The organism is Micromonospora sp. NPDC004704, from assembly GCF_053601675.1.
On sequence record NZ_JBSGCD010000007.1, the window covers coordinates 351,012 to 365,283 of the forward strand.

Genomic DNA, 14,272 nt, shown 5'->3' on the forward strand with positions numbered 1-14,272 from the left:
CCGTGACGTGGCACGCTGGTCAACGATGTCCACTTCCAGTTCACGATCCCGGTCCCGAGCCCGTGCCACCAGGGCGAACGACTCGGATCGGTACCGCGGGGTCCGGCGGCGGGAAGCTCCGCGCGGACGACGGCTCGCTATCGTCACGGCGGTTCTCGTGGCGGTCGTGGGTGTGCTGATCGGGTTGGTCGGCCCGCCGCTGGTCAACCGGTTGACCGCGGCCGAGCGGCCGTTGTCGGTGACCGGACCACCGGCGGGCGTCAACGCCGCCCAGGCGGCCGTGACGCCCCCGGCGAAGCCCGGCACGTCACCATCGGTGTCGTCGCCGAAGCCGCCGTTGCTGCGGATGCCCGGCCCGGTGCCGCAGTCCGGAAAGAACACGTTCCGGTACGGCACCGGTGTGGGCAAGGTGGCCGGGCAGGCGGGGGTGCTGCGGCGCTACCGGGTCGCCACCGAGGACGGCTCCGGTGAGGACGTGAAGGAGTTCTCGGCGGCGGTGGACGAGACCCTGAGCGACCCGCGTAGCTGGACCGGCAGCGGGCAACTCCGGTTGCAGCGGGTGCCGGAGGGTTCGAACTACGACTTCACCGTCTACCTCGCCACGGCCGACACCGCGGCCCGGATGTGCGCCGCCGGTGGGACCGACATCCGGATCGACGGTGAGCCGTACACGTCGTGCCGGACGCCGGGCAAGGTGATCATCAACCTGAACCGGTGGATGCTCTCGGTCGACTACCTGGTCGCGGCGAAGTTGCCGCTGGCCGACTACCGGCTGTACGTGATCAACCATGAGACCGGCCACCAGTTGGGACACGGGCACGAGCAGTGTCCCGGCAAGGGCAGGCCGGCACCGGTGATGCAGCAGCAGACGCTGTTCCTCAACGGCTGCGTGGCCAACTCGTGGCCGTACCTGGACGGGCGCCGGTACGAGGGACCGCCGGTCTGACCTGCCGTTCCGTGGTCCACCGGGCTCCTTACCCGGGGTACGGCGGCCCGACCGCCGGCTATTCCCGCCCCGGTTCACGGGACAGGTGTTCCACCTCATGGTCAATGCCCGGTGTCCCGAGCGACAATGGCGCGGCACACCACTATCGATTCCGGGGAGTTCACCGTGTCGTTGCCCCCGCTCGTCGAACCCGCCGCCGAGCTGACCGTTGACGAGATCCGCCGCTATTCCCGCCACCTGATCATTCCCGACGTCGGGGTCGAGGGGCAGAAGCGGCTCAAGAACGCCCGGGTGCTCTGTGTGGGCGCCGGCGGCCTGGGCTCTCCGGCGCTGATGTACCTGGCCGCGGCCGGTGTCGGCACGCTGGGCATCGTCGACTTCGACACCGTCGACGAGTCGAACCTCCAGCGCCAGATCATCCACGGCCAGTCGGACATCGGCCGCCCCAAGGCGGAGTCCGCCGCGGCGACCGTTCGGGAGATCAACCCGCTGGTCAACGTCGTGATCCACAACACCGCGCTGGACCGGGACAACGTACGCGAGCTGTTCAGCCAGTACGACCTGATCGTCGACGGGACCGACAACTTCGCCACCCGGTACATGGTCAACGACGCGGCGGTGCTGCTCGGCAAGCCGTACGTCTGGGGTTCGATCTACCGGTTCGACGGCCAGGCTTCGGTCTTCTGGGCCGAGCACGGCCCCTGCTACCGCTGCCTCTACCCGGAGCCGCCGCCGCCCGGCATGGTGCCGTCGTGCGCCGAGGGTGGCGTGCTCGGTGTGCTCTGCGCGTCGATCGGCTCGATCCAGGTGACCGAGGCGATCAAGCTGCTGACCGGCATCGGTGAGCCGCTGGTCGGCCGGCTGACCGTCTACGACGCCCTGGAGATGGAGTACCGCAAGATCAAGGTCCGCAAGGATCCGGGCTGCGTGCTCTGCGGTGAGAACCCCACGGTGACCGACCTGCTGGAGGACTACGAGGACTTCTGCGGCGCGGTTTCCACCGAGGCGCAGGACGCGGTGGTCGGCTCGACCATCACCGCCTCGGAGCTCAAGGAGTGGCAGGACACCGGCAAGGACCACTTCCTGATCGACGTCCGGGAGCCGGCCGAGTACGAGATCGTCCGCATCCCCGGTTCGACCCTGATCCCCAAGGGCGAGATCCTCTCCGGTGAGGCGCTGGCCAAGCTGCCGCAGGACCGGCAGATCGTGCTGCACTGCAAGTCGGGGGTCCGTTCGGCGGAGGCCCTGGCGGCGCTGAAGGCGGCCGGGTTCCGGGACGCGGTGCACGTACAGGGCGGGGTGCTGGCCTGGATCAAGCAGGTCGACCCGGCGCTGCCGGCGTACTGAGGATCACACCACGTACCGTCACCCTCCGGGTGCGCAGTGTTCGACGAGGGCTCCTTCCGTGCCGAAGGTTCGGTACGGAAGGAGCCCTTTTGGTCATCCGTGGTCGGGTTTCGGATTGACCGGGGCCTATGACCGGACCTGCCGAGTGGCTGGTTGACCTCGGCTGACTTACCGAGGCAGAGAAAGTTTCCCGCCGGTAGCCTTCTCTCCCGTGGTGGACATGGACGGTGCGATCGGCTTTGTCGTGGCGCACGGCGACGCGGTGGACCGGGCTCGACTCTCCTGGTTGCGTACCGGCGCACCACCCCTGCCGGAGGTGATCGGCGACGTCGAGATGGGCTCTGCCCCGGACGGTGGCTGGCCCGCGGTCTGGGGCGGTGGGATCGCCTCGGTCGACGCCACCTGCTTCCGGCTGGCCGAACTCGACGACCTCGGTGCCCTCGACCGGCCCGCCGCCCGGAAGGCGCTGGACTGGCTCGCGAGCCGGCAGCGACCGGACGGCACCTGGGAGGAGGACGAGTCACTGGCCCGGGAGGCGCCGGACTGGGCGAAGCCCGGCGACGCCGAGGCGGAACTCTTCCTCACCGCGAACGCCGGGTTCTGGCTCACCGTGGCCGGGCTCGACGCCCGCGCCGCCGGACCACTGGACCACCGGGTCGGCGGCGCGTACGCCGGGTCGGTGCAGGCCGCCGCGAGGGCGATCGCCGACCGGTTGAAGCCCGACGGCACCTGGCCGTCGTTCCTGGCCGCCGGTTGGCTGTCGGCCGCCGTGCTCTACCGGCAGGAGCTGTTCTACGAGTCGGCGCGGATCCAGGGCGTGCTGGGTGATCGGCTGCCGCAGATGTCCCCGGCCGACGTGGCCTGGATGGCGTCGGCGCTGGTCCGGGTCGGGGTCAACCCGGAGGACTGGCTGCTGGTCGCCGCCCGCCGCCGGCTGGCCGAGACCCAGCGCAGCGACGGTGGCTGGCCGAGCGAGGACGGCGACACCTTCGACGTGCACACCACGCTGCTGGTCATCCGCGCCGCCCGCTGACCGGTCGGCCGGCGGACCCGACCTGTGGGTGAACCGGCCCGGCGGTCAGCCGCGCAGGTGGCCGTCGCCGGTGACGACGTACTTCGTGGAGGTCAGCTCGGGCAGCCCCATCGGGCCACGGGCGTGCAGCTTCTGGGTGGAGATGCCGATCTCCGCGCCGAAGCCGAACTCGCCGCCGTCGGTGAACCGGGTCGAGGCGTTGACCATCACCGCGGCCGAGTCGACCCGGGCCACGAACTCCCGGGCCGCACCGACCGAGTCGGTGACGATCGCCTCGGTGTGCTGGGTGCCGTACCGCCGGATGTGCTCGACCGCGACGTCGAGCGAGTCGACCACGGCGGCCGAGATCTCCGCGGCCAGGTACTCCGTGCCGTAGTCCTCCTCGGTCGCCGGCACCACCTCGGCCGAGTAGGCCCGGACCCGGTCGTCGCCGTGCACGGTCACCCCGGCGGTGGCGAACGCGGCCAGCATGGCCGGCAGGAACGCGTCCGCGATGTCGGCGTGCACCAGCAGCGACTCGGCGGTGTTGCAGGTCGACAGGCGCTGGGTTTTGGAGTTGAGCACGATGTCGACGGCCTTCGCCACGTCGGCGGCGGCGTCCACGTAGACGTGGCAGTTGCCCACCCCGGTCTCGATCACCGGGACCGTCGACTCCTCGACCACGGTCCGGATCAGCGACGCGCCCCCGCGCGGGATCAGCACGTCGACCAGGCCACGGGCCCGCATCAACTCCTTGACCGAGTCGCGGGACGAGGCGTCGAGGAGCTGGATCGCGTCGGCCGGTAGGCCGGCACCGGTGACCGCGTCCCGCAACACCTCGACCAGGGCGGCGTTCGAGTGTGCCGCCGACGAGGAACCCCGCAGCAGGGCCGCGTTGCCGGACTTGAGGCAGATGCCGGCGGCGTCGACGGTCACGTTCGGCCGCGCCTCGTAGATGATGCCGACCACCCCGAACGGGACCCGGATCTGGCGCAGTTCCAGGCCGTTGGGGAGGGTCGAACCGCGTACCACCTCACCGACCGGGTCGGCGAGCCCGGCCATCTCCCGCAACGCGGCGGCGATGGCGGCCACCCGGTCCGAGGTGAGGCCCAACCGGTCCAGGATCGCCGCGGACAGCCCGGCCGCGCGTCCGGCCGCCAGGTCCGCCTCGTTCGCGGTCAGGATCTCCGGCGTACGGGCGACCAGCGCGTCGGCCATCGCGTGCAGGCCGGCGTCCTTGGCGGTACGGGTCGCGGTGGCGAGCGTGTCCGCCGCCGTACGGGCCCGACGTGCCTGTTCGCTGACGCTAATGTTCGCCGCCGTACGGGCCCGGCGTGCCTGCTCGGTGACGGTCATCTCGAACTCCTTGTTCTTCACAGCAGGACCAGGTCGTCGCGGTGGACGACCTCACGCTCGTACGCCGGGCCGAGGGCGGCGGCGAGTTCGCCGGTGGATCGCCCCAGCAGTCCGGGCAGTTCCACCGCGTCGTAGTTGACCAGCCCACGGGCGACCGGGACGCCGAGGATGTCGACCAGGTCGACCGGGTCACCGGCGGTGAAGGTGCCGTCGACGGCGGTGATGCCGGCCGGCAGCAGCGACTTGCGGCGGGTCACCACGGCCTGCACCGCGCCCGGGTCGAGGTGCAGCCGACCCCGGGGCGAGGTGGCGTGGGCCAACCAGAACAGCCGGGCACCGGGCCGGTGTACGGCCGGGTGGAACAGGGTGCCGACCGACGCCCCCGCCAGCGCCTCGGCGGCGAGCGGGGCGGCGGTGAGCACGACCGGGATCCCGAAGCCGGTGGCGATCCTGGCCGCCTCGACCTTGGTGACCATGCCGCCGGTGCCGACACCGGCCCGCCCGGCCCGGCCGATCGTCACCGTGGCCAGGTCGTCGGTGCTGTGCACCTGTTCGATCCTGGTGGTGCCGGGCTTGGCGGGGTCGCCGGTGTAGAGGGCGTCGACGTCGGAGAGGAGCACCAGCAGGTCGGCCTGGACCAGGGCGGCGACCAGGGCGGCGAGCCGGTCGTTGTCGCCGAACCGGATCTCCTCGGTGGCGACCGTGTCGTTCTCGTTGACGATCGGTACGGCCCGCAGGTCGAGCAGCTTGCGCAGGGTCCGGTACGCGTTGCGGTAGTGCACCCGTCGGGTGACGTCGTCGACGGTGAGCAGGACCTGCCCGACGGTGCGTCCGTGCCGGGCGAAGCTGGCCGCGTACCGGCCGATCAGCAGGCCCTGCCCGACGCTCGCGGCGGCCTGCTGGGTGGCCAGGTCACGCGGTCGGCGGGGCAGCCCCAGCGGGGCGAGACCGGCGGCGATCGCACCGGAGGAGACCAGCACGATCTCCCGCCCGTCCGCCGCCAGCGCGGCGAGTACGTCGGTGAGGGCGTCGACCCGATCGGTGTCGAGTCCGCCGCTGGCGGTGGTCAGCGAGGACGAGCCGACCTTGACCACGATCCGCCGCGCTGCCGTGACTGCTTCACGCACCCGCCCATTCTGCGCGGTTATCGCCGCTGGCCGGCGGTCGGCTCCCATATGCTGGCGATCCGTGACGACGGAAGAGTACGTCGAGGCCGTACTGGCGCTGGTCGAGCGGATCCCGCCGGGACGGGTGATGTCGTACGGGGCGATAGCGGACGCGTTGGCCGACCGGTCCGGGCGCAACTCCGCCCGCCAGATCGGGTCGATCATGAAGCGGCACGGTGGCGGTGTGCCCTGGTACCGGGTGGTGAACTCGGCCGGCCGGCTGCCTCCGGGGCACGAGTCGCGGGCGCGGGCCAGCCTGGTCGCCGAGGGCACCCCGATGCGCGGCGACAAGGTAGACCTGCGCAACGCCGCCTGGTTCCCGCACCACTGAGCCGGCGGACGGCCGGCGGGTAGCCCGGACACCTTCCGGGCGGTCGGAATCGGATCTTCGGAGGGTGGGGCGGACCGCGTACCGCCGTTAGCATTCGGCCCCATGACTGCCTCGCCGGCCGGTACCGGCCTGCCCCGCCGGGTGCATGCCGGCTACGCGCTCGGATCGCTGGCCACCGGAGCGTTCGGCACCGTACCGGGGTTGGTGCTGCTGCCGTACCTGACGGACACGTTGGGCATCGCGGCGGGCATCGCGGCGCTGCTGGTCCTGCTGCCGAAGGCGTGGGACGTCCTGGTGAACCCGGTGGTCGGGCGGATCTCCGACCGGACCCGCTCGCCGTGGGGGCCACGCCGGCCGTTCCTGCTGGTGGGCGGGATGGCGCTGGCGGTGCTGTTCGCGGCGATGTTCGCCGGACCGGTCGGCACCGGCACCGACGCCGGCTGGTACGTCGCGTTCGCCTTCCTGGCCACCGCGACCGCGTTCGCCTTATTCCAGGTGCCGTACGTGGCGATGCCGGCCGAGCTGACCGCCGACTACGAGGAACGTACCCGCCTGATGACCTGGCGGATCGCGGTGCTGGCGGTGGCCATCCTGGTCTCCGGTGCGGTCGCGCCGATGGTGGTCAACGCCGGTGGCTCGGGCATCCCCGGACACCGGTGGATGGGGCTGTTCGTGGCGGTGCTGATCGTCGTCGGTGCGGTGGGCGCCTTCCTCGGCACCCGGCGCACCTCCGCCGGTACGGTCGGCGAGAGTGAGCCGAGCCTGCGGGCCCAGCTCCGGGTCGTCTCGGGTAACCGGCCCTTCCGGTTGCTGCTGGCCTGTTTTGTCATCCAGGCGGCCGGGATCGCGACCGTGCTCGCCGGGGTCAACTACTTCGTCGAGCAGGTCTTGGAGGCGGGCGAGAGCGGCACGACGATCGCGTTCGTGTCGTTTGTCGGACCGGCTCTGCTGGTGATGCCGCTGTGGTCCAGGATCGGGGCCCGGATCGGCAAGCTGCGGGCCTTCGTCCGGGCGTCACTGATCTTCGCCGCGGGGGCGTTGGCGCTGGTCGCCGCGCCGCTCCTGCCGGCCGTCCTGCCGTACCTGGTGATCGTGGTGATCGGGTGCGGGTACGCCGGACTCCAGGTGTTCGCGCTGGCGATGCTCCCGGACTGCATCGCGTACGACACCGCGCGGACCGGCCGTCGCCAGGCGGGGGTGTTCACCGGGGTGTGGACGGCGGGGGAGACGTTCGGGCTGGCCTTCGGGCCGGGCATCTACGGGCTGGTGTTGCAGCTCTTCGGTTACGTCTCGTCGGACACCGGAGTCGCGGCGGCGCAGTCGGACACCGCCCGGCTCGGGGTGCTGCTCGGTTTCACCGTGCTGCCGGCGTTGCTGGTCGGGCTGCCGGTGCTGCTGCTGCGGCGCTACGACCTGACCCCGGCCCGGCTCGCGCAGGCGCAGGCGGGACCGGTGGCCGATCCATCGGTGGCGGTCAGCGAGAGCGGACCGGTCCGGTGAGCGGGTCGGCTGTTACGGTGTCCGCCATGTTCGACGCGCTGCCCCCGCACGGCGTACCCGCTGCCCAGGTGTTGGACGAGATCCGTGGCCTGCGGGCCGCCGACCGGCCGACCCACGGGGGGCGGTTGTTCGCGTACGTCTACGACCCGGCGGTGCCCGGTCTGGACGAGTTGGCGCACTCGGCGTACGCGCTGTCGGCGCACGTGAACGGGCTCGATCCGACCGCGTTCCCGTCCCTGCTGGCGATGGAGAACGCGCTGGTCGGCGCGGCGGCCCGCACGCTCGGCGGTGGTCCGGGCAGCAGCGCGCCGGAGGTGGTCGGCAGTGTCACCGGCGGCGGTACGGAGTCGCTGATCCTGGCGGTGAAGACCGCACGGGACGCCCACCCGGAGATCGGGGCGCCGCGCCTGGTGGTGCCGGTGACCGCGCACGCGGCGTTCGCGAAGGCGGCGCACTACCTCGGGGTGGCGCTCGATCTGGTGCCGGTGTCGCCGAAGACGCTGCGTCCGGATCCGGCCGACGTGGCCGCCGCGATCGGGCCGGAGACGGTCCTGGTGGCGTGTTCCGCGCCGTCGTACGCGCACGGGGTGGTGGATCCGATCTCCGTGATCGCGGAGATCGCGGCGGCGGCCGGGGTGCGGTGCCACGTGGACGCCTGTTTCGGCGGCTGGACGTTGCCGTACCTGCGCCGGCTCGGGGTGGACGTGCCCCCGTTCGACTTCGCCGTACCCGGGGTCACCTCGATCTCGGTCGACCTGCACAAGTACGCCTACGCCCCGAAGGGCGTCTCGGTGTTGCTGCACCGCGACGCGGAGTTGCGCAAGCCGCAGTACTTCGCCTTCGCCGACTGGCCCGGCTACACGATGCTCAACCCGGTGATCTCGTCCACCCGCTCCGGTGGGCCGATCGCGGCGGCGTTCGCCACCCTGCGGCACGTCGGTGACGCGGGTTACCTGGCGCTGGCCCGGACCACTGTGGACGCTGTTCGCGGGCTGGCCGCTGAGGTGACCGCCGTGGACGGGTTGCGGCTGCTGGCCGAGCCGGAGGCGACCGTGGTCTGTTTCGGCACCGAGGACCCCGGTCTCGACCTGTTCGTCCTCGCGGACGAGCTCACCGTCCGTGGTTGGCACACCCAACCCCAGATGGCGTACGGCGACCTCCCGGCCAGCATCCACCTGACCGTCACCGCGTCGGTGGCGCCGAGGGTGGCCGATTTCGGGGTGGACCTGCGTGCCGCCGCGGCTGCCGCGCGGGCCGCCGGTCCGGTCGAGTTGCCGGCCGAGCTGCTGGCGTTGGCCGGTGCGCTGACCCCGGAGCAGCTCACCCCGGAACTGGTTGCCGGCCTCGCCGCCGGGCTGGGGCTGGGCGGCGGTGCCGAGGGTGCCTCGGATGGGCCGTTGCCGGAACGGGTGGCCGTGGTCAACACCCTGCTCAACGTCGCACCGGTACGCCTGCGTGAGCGGCTCCTGGTGGAGTTCCTCAGCCTGCTGCAACGTCCCACCTACTGACCGTCGTACGCCCGCCGGTCTTCGCCGACGCCTCCCCTCGCAGATTTCCACGGTCGGGACTGCGTTAGCGTCAACGCCCGTCGAAGGATGATCCATCGGACCGTACGGTCGTCCTCCGGCCTCCATCCCGGCTCCGAGAGGCGCATGTGAACATCCTGGAAGCGGTGCTGCTGGGCGCGGTGGAGGGGCTCACCGAGTTCCTGCCGGTATCCAGCACCGGTCACCTCACCATCCTGGAAAAGCTGCTCGGCTACTCCATCGACGACCCCGACATCACCGCGTTCACCGCGATCATCCAGGTCGGTGCGGTGTTCGCGACCCTGCTCTACCTCCGCAAGGACCTGATCCGGATCTTCACCGCCTGGGTGCGCGGGGTGTTCAGCCCGGCGGGTCGGGAGAGTCCGGACTACCGGTTCGGCTGGGCGGTCATCCTCGGTTCGATTCCGATCGGGGTGATCGGGCTGCTGTTCAAGGACCAGATCGAGACCACCCTGCGCAGTCTCTGGTTCGTCGGGTTCGCGTTGATCCTGTGGTCCGGGGTGATGTGGTTCGCCGACCGGGCGGCCACCCAGGTTCGCCACGAGTCGGACGTGACCTGGAAGGACACCCTGATCATCGGTACGGTGCAGTCGCTGGCGCTGATTCCGGGCATCTCCCGGTCGGGCGCGACGATGTCCGCCGGGCTGCTGCGCGACCTGGACCGGGTCACCGTGACCCGGCTGTCGTTCTTCCTCTCCATCCCGGCCCTGATGGCGGCGGGTGCGCTCCAGGTCGTGGACGAGTACGAGAACATCAGCAACGGGGTCGGCTGGCCGGCGACCATCACCGCCACCCTGGTCAGCGGGATCGTGGGTTACCTCGCGGTGGCCTGGCTGCTGAAGTTCATCGCCCGGCACACGTACACGATGTTCATCGTCTATCGGGTGATCCTCGGCACGGTGGTCCTGGTCCTGGTCGGTACGGGGACCATCTCGGCCACCTGACCGATCGGCTGGTTCGTCACGGCGGCCCGGTGTTCGCCCCCTCGGCGGGGCGGATACCGGGCCGCTGCGCTGTGTACGGGTACGAACACATCGACAAACTTATTTCCAGGTCTTTACTGTAAATAGTGTTTACTATAAATTGTTAAGGGCGCCCTGCCGAGTACGAGTAAGGAGCCCTTCGATGCGAAGATCTGCCGCACTGTCGCTGCTGACGGTCGCAGCCCTCATCACCTCCACCCTGGTCGTCGCCGCGCCCGCGCAGGCACACGGCTACATCTCGTCACCACCCAGCCGGCAGGCCAACTGCGCGCAGGGTCGGGTCGCCAACTGTGGACAGATCCAGTGGGAACCGCAGAGCGTCGAAGGTCCGAAGGGGCTGCGCAACTGCCACGCCAACATCGCGCACTTCTCCGTACTCAGTGACGAGAGCCGCAACTGGCCGGCGACCTCGGTCGGCACCTCGCTCACCTTCAACTGGGTGCTCACCGCCCGGCACTCCACCAGCACCTGGGAGTACTACATCGGCAACCAGCGGGTGGCGCTGTTCAACGACAACGGCCGCCAGCCCGGTGCCACCGTCTCGCACCAGGTGAACCTCAGCGGTTTCTCCGGCCGGCAGAAGCTGCTTGCCATCTGGAACATCGCCGACACCGCGAACGCGTTCTACTCCTGCGTCGACCTCCAGATCGGTGGCGGAGGGGGCGGCAACCCCACCCCGCCGCCGAACCCCACCCCGACGCCGACCCGTACGGCAACCCCGCCGCCGAACCCGACGACCCCGCCGCCGGCCGGTGGCACCTGGGCCTCGGGCACCGCGTACCAGGTCGGCGCCACGGTCACCTACGGCGGTGCCAGCTACCGCTGCCGTCAGGCACACACGGCCATCCCCGGTTGGGAGCCGCCGAACGTACCGGCGCTCTGGCAGCGGCTCTGACCCGCACCTGCACCGGCGGGCCCGTACCGGATCCGGTACGGGCCCGCGCACGTCCCATCCCTGCCCGTTGCCCGAGCCGAAAGAGGCGGGACATGGCCCGTTACCGTCGTACGCTGCTCGCCCCGGTTGTGCTGTTGCTGCTCGCCGGCTGCGGCGGCGCGAGCACCGCCCCCGGCGGTTCACCGGCCGGGCCGACCCCCGCGCCGCGGCCGGTGGTCTCCGCGACCGCCACCGGGTCACCGGGACCGTTCAACCCGGCCGACGTGATGTTCCTCCAGATGATGGTGACCCACCACGGTCAGGGCCTGGAGCTGGTCCGGTTGGCCGAGAGCCGGGCCCAGCGCGCCGAGGTACGCACCCTCGCCGCGGCCGTCGACGTCACCCAGACCGAGGAGCAGGAGACGATGCGCGGCTGGCTGCGCAACTGGGGACAGCCGACCGAGGCGGACCCGGCCGACCACGCCCACGCCGACCACGGCGGTCTGCCGGCCACCGGACCCGAACAGATCGCCGCCCTGGGCCGGATCACCGGGGCCGAGTTCGAGACCGCGTTCCTCAACCTGTTCATCGCCCACCAGCACAACGCCGTCGAGATGGCCCGTAACGAGGCGAAGTTCGGGCAGGACCCGGCTGCCCGAGAACTGGCCGGCCGGATCGACCAGTCCCGGACCGCCCAGATCAACCAGATGCTGACGATGCTCGGCTAGTGCCACCGGTCCAACCACTGTGGAGTGTGGGTACCGAACGCGGCGGTGCCCGACCGGAAGATCCCGGTCGGGCACCGCCGCTGTGACTTCGGGCTCAGGCGGCCGGGACGGCGGTGACGGTGAAGGTCGCCGCGTTGTCGGCCGGGTTCGAGTCCGGGGTCTCGGCGTTTCCGTACGGCAGGTGCAGTTGGGCGGTCGCGTCGCCGAGCGGCCCGGCCACGATGTCGGCCTCGGCGGTCAGCGGGACGTCGAAGGTCCGTACCTCACCGGGCATGAACTCGCCGCCCGGCACCACGCAGCGCGCGAACGGGCAGAAGACGCCCTCGCCGGTCCGGACACCCTCCGGCAGGCCGAGCTGCACCTGGAGCTCGTCGTGCGGCGCGTCGCTGCGGTAGCCGACCGTGACCGACACCTGACCGGCGTAGCCGCCGTCGGCCTGCTGGTTCAGCACGGCCGGACCGACCCGGACCGAGCCGTCGGCCACCGTGTCCTGCACGTACGGCCGGGGGTGGAGCACCGAACCGGTGGTGGAGCGGAACAGGGCGGAGAACGCCTCGCCACCGCGTACCGGGACCGAGTCGACCGAGACGTCCACCCGACCGCCGGTGGCCACCATCGGGTAACGGCGGGCGTCGGTCAGGACCTCGAACTCGGCGTAGACGGTCCGCCGCTCGCCGGGCTCGAACCGGTCGATCGTGCAGTTGACCGTGCGACGGGGTCCGTCGTTCAGCGGGAAGCACGGCCCCTCGGGCAGCAGGCTGGTGAAGGAGCCGCCGACCGGCTCGGTGACGGTGACGACGGGCAGGACGTCCGCGGTGCCGCGGAGGGTGATCGTGATCGGCAGCGTGCCACGGTAACCACGCTCGGTCGGCTGGAGAACCAGGTTGCCGACGGAGACGGACGAGCCGTGGTTTCTGTTTCCGGCCGAGGCGGCGCCGGCCGGGGCGAGGGCCACCAGCAACGCGGCGGTGCCGAGCGCACCGACGAGCAGACGACGACGCATTGAGACGGACATTGTTCCTCCAGATTGTTCCCCGTGTGCCGTGGCGCTTTCTGTCCCGGCATCGAACAAGACACGTCCCATTCCGTATTCGGGTTGCGGTACTTTTCTGTCCGCGAAACGACAAGGATGACCGACAACCGATCCCGACCGGAACGCGTCAAGGGTCGGCGCCGATCGGACCCGGCAACGACAATGGCCCGCACCCGGAAATCCGGGCACGGGCCATGCGCCCTCGGGTCAGCGGTACTGGAACTCGATCCGGTCGTTGTTGCCGCTGGAATCCGGTACGACCCACTCCCTGCCGTCGACCCGGTCCACATTGCTCAGGTGGACCGTGGCGGTGCCGCTGTCGCCCTGCGCGCTGCTCATCAGCCCGAGCACCAGCGTCCGTTCCTCACCGGCCTTCAGCGGCTTGAGTTCGCAGAACAGTGCCGCGGCCGGCACCGACGAGGTGTTGCTCACCTTGGTGCAGGAAGACCAGCCGGCGCCTTCGTGCCGCATCACGCCCTGACTGAACCAAAGATCCAGCCGTACGGTCTTCGAGGTGGAGGGACCGTCGTTACGGATCTTGACGGTCACCGAGCCGTACCGCCATCCCGAGATGACGTCCTCGGGATGTTCGACGAAGACCACGTCCGTGGCGCTGACCGGCCACAGGTCGATGAATGTCGGATTCGGACCGAATGCCTCCGGTCCGGCCTTCTGCTCGAACTCCCTGCCATTCCAGGCGTAGCTCCGCCACTGTTTCTGCGACCACGCGTTCGGGATTTCGCAGCACGTCGGAATATCGCCCACCTGGACCCGTACCGTTCCGGTGGGGTCGTATTTCACATCGGCCAGCCATTCTATTCCGGCACCCACCCGGACAACCTGGCCGAGGGTGACCACCTTTCCGGTGGCGTCCCGGTCGAACACCACCACCTGCTGTGTCGTCCCGCCCTCGGTGAGCGGGCAGGTCAGCAGGGCGATCGACTCGGCGGCCCCGTCCTGGTCCACGTCGCCGTGGACGAGCGTGGCCAGCGCCGGGTGCTTCATCTTCGGGTCGTCCTCCAGCCGGACGTTCCTGGTGACGCACCACTCGGGGGCGGTCGACTGCCACGCCGGCAGGGTCACCCGGGCCTTCAGCAGGTCCGCCCGGCTGATCTCACCGTCCGGTGGCGGTGGGGTGGCCGACGCCGACGGGGTCGCCGACGGGGTCGGACTGGTCGACGGGGTGGGGCTGGTGGTCGGTTCGTCGGTCGCGGCGGGTCCGGGGGGCGGTGCGGAGTTGCGGTTCAGCGCCGCGTACCCGGCGACCGGGCCGATGACGAGGACCAGGGCGAGGGCGAGGCCGGTGGTGGTCGCGACCCGTCGGCGGTGCCGGACGGTGGTGCGTACGGCGTCCGGGCCGGGTGGGGTGATCTGGTCGAGCAGTCCGGTACGGAAGGCGGCGAACTCGGCGTCCAGCGCGAAGTCGTCGTACGCGAGGTCGTCGGTGTC

General features: G+C 70.8%; 13 protein-coding genes. 9 read left to right on the plus strand and 4 right to left on the minus strand.

What is annotated here, in order from left to right; translation table 11 throughout:
* Positions 1 to 157 precede the first annotated feature (157 nt).
* The 3 genes from ACWEFB_RS13045 to ACWEFB_RS13055 all read left to right on the plus strand — a co-directional run bounded on the left by ACWEFB_RS13045 (position 158) and on the right by ACWEFB_RS13055 (position 3,326).
* Positions 158 to 946 (plus strand): DUF3152 domain-containing protein, encoded by a 789-nt coding sequence (locus ACWEFB_RS13045; RefSeq protein ID WP_452285116.1) that lies wholly within the window; start codon positions 158 to 160, stop codon positions 944 to 946.
* Between the two features lie 126 nt (positions 947 to 1,072).
* Positions 1,073 to 2,293, plus strand: a complete 1,221-nt coding sequence (moeZ, locus tag ACWEFB_RS13050) for an adenylyltransferase/sulfurtransferase MoeZ (RefSeq protein WP_452285152.1) — start codon at positions 1,073 to 1,075, stop codon at positions 2,291 to 2,293.
* A 220-nt stretch (positions 2,294 to 2,513) separates the two neighbouring features.
* Positions 2,514 to 3,326 (plus strand): prenyltransferase/squalene oxidase repeat-containing protein, encoded by an 813-nt coding sequence (locus ACWEFB_RS13055; protein WP_452285153.1) that lies wholly within the window; start codon positions 2,514 to 2,516, stop codon positions 3,324 to 3,326.
* A gap of 45 nt (positions 3,327 to 3,371) precedes the next feature.
* Here the strand turns inward: ACWEFB_RS13055 and ACWEFB_RS13060 are convergent, their stop codons facing one another.
* Both ACWEFB_RS13060 and proB read right to left on the minus strand, forming a co-directional pair.
* Entirely contained in the window at positions 3,372 to 4,616 is a 1,245-nt protein-coding gene (locus ACWEFB_RS13060; RefSeq protein WP_452285155.1) for a glutamate-5-semialdehyde dehydrogenase, read from the minus strand.
* 62 nt (positions 4,617 to 4,678) lie between these two features.
* Complete coding sequence (gene proB / locus ACWEFB_RS13065; RefSeq protein ID WP_452285118.1) at positions 4,679 to 5,788, minus strand: glutamate 5-kinase; 1,110 nt, start codon at positions 5,786 to 5,788, stop codon at positions 4,679 to 4,681.
* A 61-nt stretch (positions 5,789 to 5,849) separates the two neighbouring features.
* Between proB and ACWEFB_RS13070 the strand changes: the two genes are divergently transcribed.
* From ACWEFB_RS13070 to ACWEFB_RS13095, 6 genes are all read left to right on the plus strand, one after another.
* On the plus strand, positions 5,850 to 6,158 hold the full coding sequence (locus tag ACWEFB_RS13070; RefSeq protein ID WP_452285120.1) for an MGMT family protein: 309 nt from the start codon (positions 5,850 to 5,852) through the stop codon (positions 6,156 to 6,158).
* 102 nt (positions 6,159 to 6,260) lie between these two features.
* Complete coding sequence (locus ACWEFB_RS13075; RefSeq protein ID WP_452285122.1) at positions 6,261 to 7,658, plus strand: MFS transporter; 1,398 nt, start codon at positions 6,261 to 6,263, stop codon at positions 7,656 to 7,658.
* A 26-nt stretch (positions 7,659 to 7,684) separates the two neighbouring features.
* Positions 7,685 to 9,166, plus strand: coding sequence for a pyridoxal phosphate-dependent decarboxylase family protein (locus ACWEFB_RS13080; RefSeq protein WP_452285124.1), 1,482 nt, complete (start codon positions 7,685 to 7,687; stop codon positions 9,164 to 9,166).
* A gap of 146 nt (positions 9,167 to 9,312) precedes the next feature.
* On the plus strand, positions 9,313 to 10,149 hold the full coding sequence (locus ACWEFB_RS13085; RefSeq protein ID WP_326561138.1) for an undecaprenyl-diphosphate phosphatase: 837 nt from the start codon (positions 9,313 to 9,315) through the stop codon (positions 10,147 to 10,149).
* 181 nt (positions 10,150 to 10,330) lie between these two features.
* Positions 10,331 to 11,083, plus strand: a complete 753-nt coding sequence (locus ACWEFB_RS13090) for a lytic polysaccharide monooxygenase (protein WP_452285126.1) — start codon at positions 10,331 to 10,333, stop codon at positions 11,081 to 11,083.
* Positions 11,084 to 11,175: 92 nt separating this feature from the next.
* Entirely contained in the window at positions 11,176 to 11,790 is a 615-nt protein-coding gene (locus ACWEFB_RS13095) for a DUF305 domain-containing protein (protein ID WP_452285127.1), read from the plus strand.
* 94 nt (positions 11,791 to 11,884) lie between these two features.
* Here the strand turns inward: ACWEFB_RS13095 and ACWEFB_RS13100 are convergent, their stop codons facing one another.
* Positions 11,885 to 12,793 carry a hypothetical protein gene (locus tag ACWEFB_RS13100; protein ID WP_452285128.1) on the minus strand — a complete coding sequence of 303 codons (909 nt, stop codon included), beginning with the start codon at positions 12,791 to 12,793 and terminating at the stop codon, positions 11,885 to 11,887.
* A 237-nt stretch (positions 12,794 to 13,030) separates the two neighbouring features.
* A partial coding sequence (locus tag ACWEFB_RS13105; RefSeq protein ID WP_452285130.1) for a hypothetical protein occupies positions 13,031 to 14,272 on the minus strand: 1,242 nt, incomplete at its 5' end.

What these genes read in the sequence shown, in the direction of transcription:
- moeZ (WP_452285152.1), top strand. Translation starts at nt 1,073, where the DNA reads ATGGCGCGGCACACCACTATCGATTCCGGGGAGTTCACCGTGTCGTTG.
- ACWEFB_RS13075 (WP_452285122.1), top strand. Translation starts at nt 6,261, where the DNA reads ATGACTGCCTCGCCGGCCGGTACCGGCCTGCCCCGCCGGGTGCATGCC.
- ACWEFB_RS13080 (WP_452285124.1), top strand. Translation starts at nt 7,685, where the DNA reads ATGTTCGACGCGCTGCCCCCGCACGGCGTACCCGCTGCCCAGGTGTTG.
- ACWEFB_RS13100 (WP_452285128.1), bottom strand. Translation starts at nt 12,793, where the DNA reads ATGCGTCGTCGTCTGCTCGTCGGTGCGCTCGGCACCGCCGCGTTGCTG.
- ACWEFB_RS13090 (WP_452285126.1), top strand. Translation starts at nt 10,331, where the DNA reads ATGCGAAGATCTGCCGCACTGTCGCTGCTGACGGTCGCAGCCCTCATC.
- ACWEFB_RS13095 (WP_452285127.1), top strand. Translation starts at nt 11,176, where the DNA reads ATGGCCCGTTACCGTCGTACGCTGCTCGCCCCGGTTGTGCTGTTGCTG.
- ACWEFB_RS13055 (WP_452285153.1), top strand. Translation starts at nt 2,514, where the DNA reads ATGGACGGTGCGATCGGCTTTGTCGTGGCGCACGGCGACGCGGTGGAC.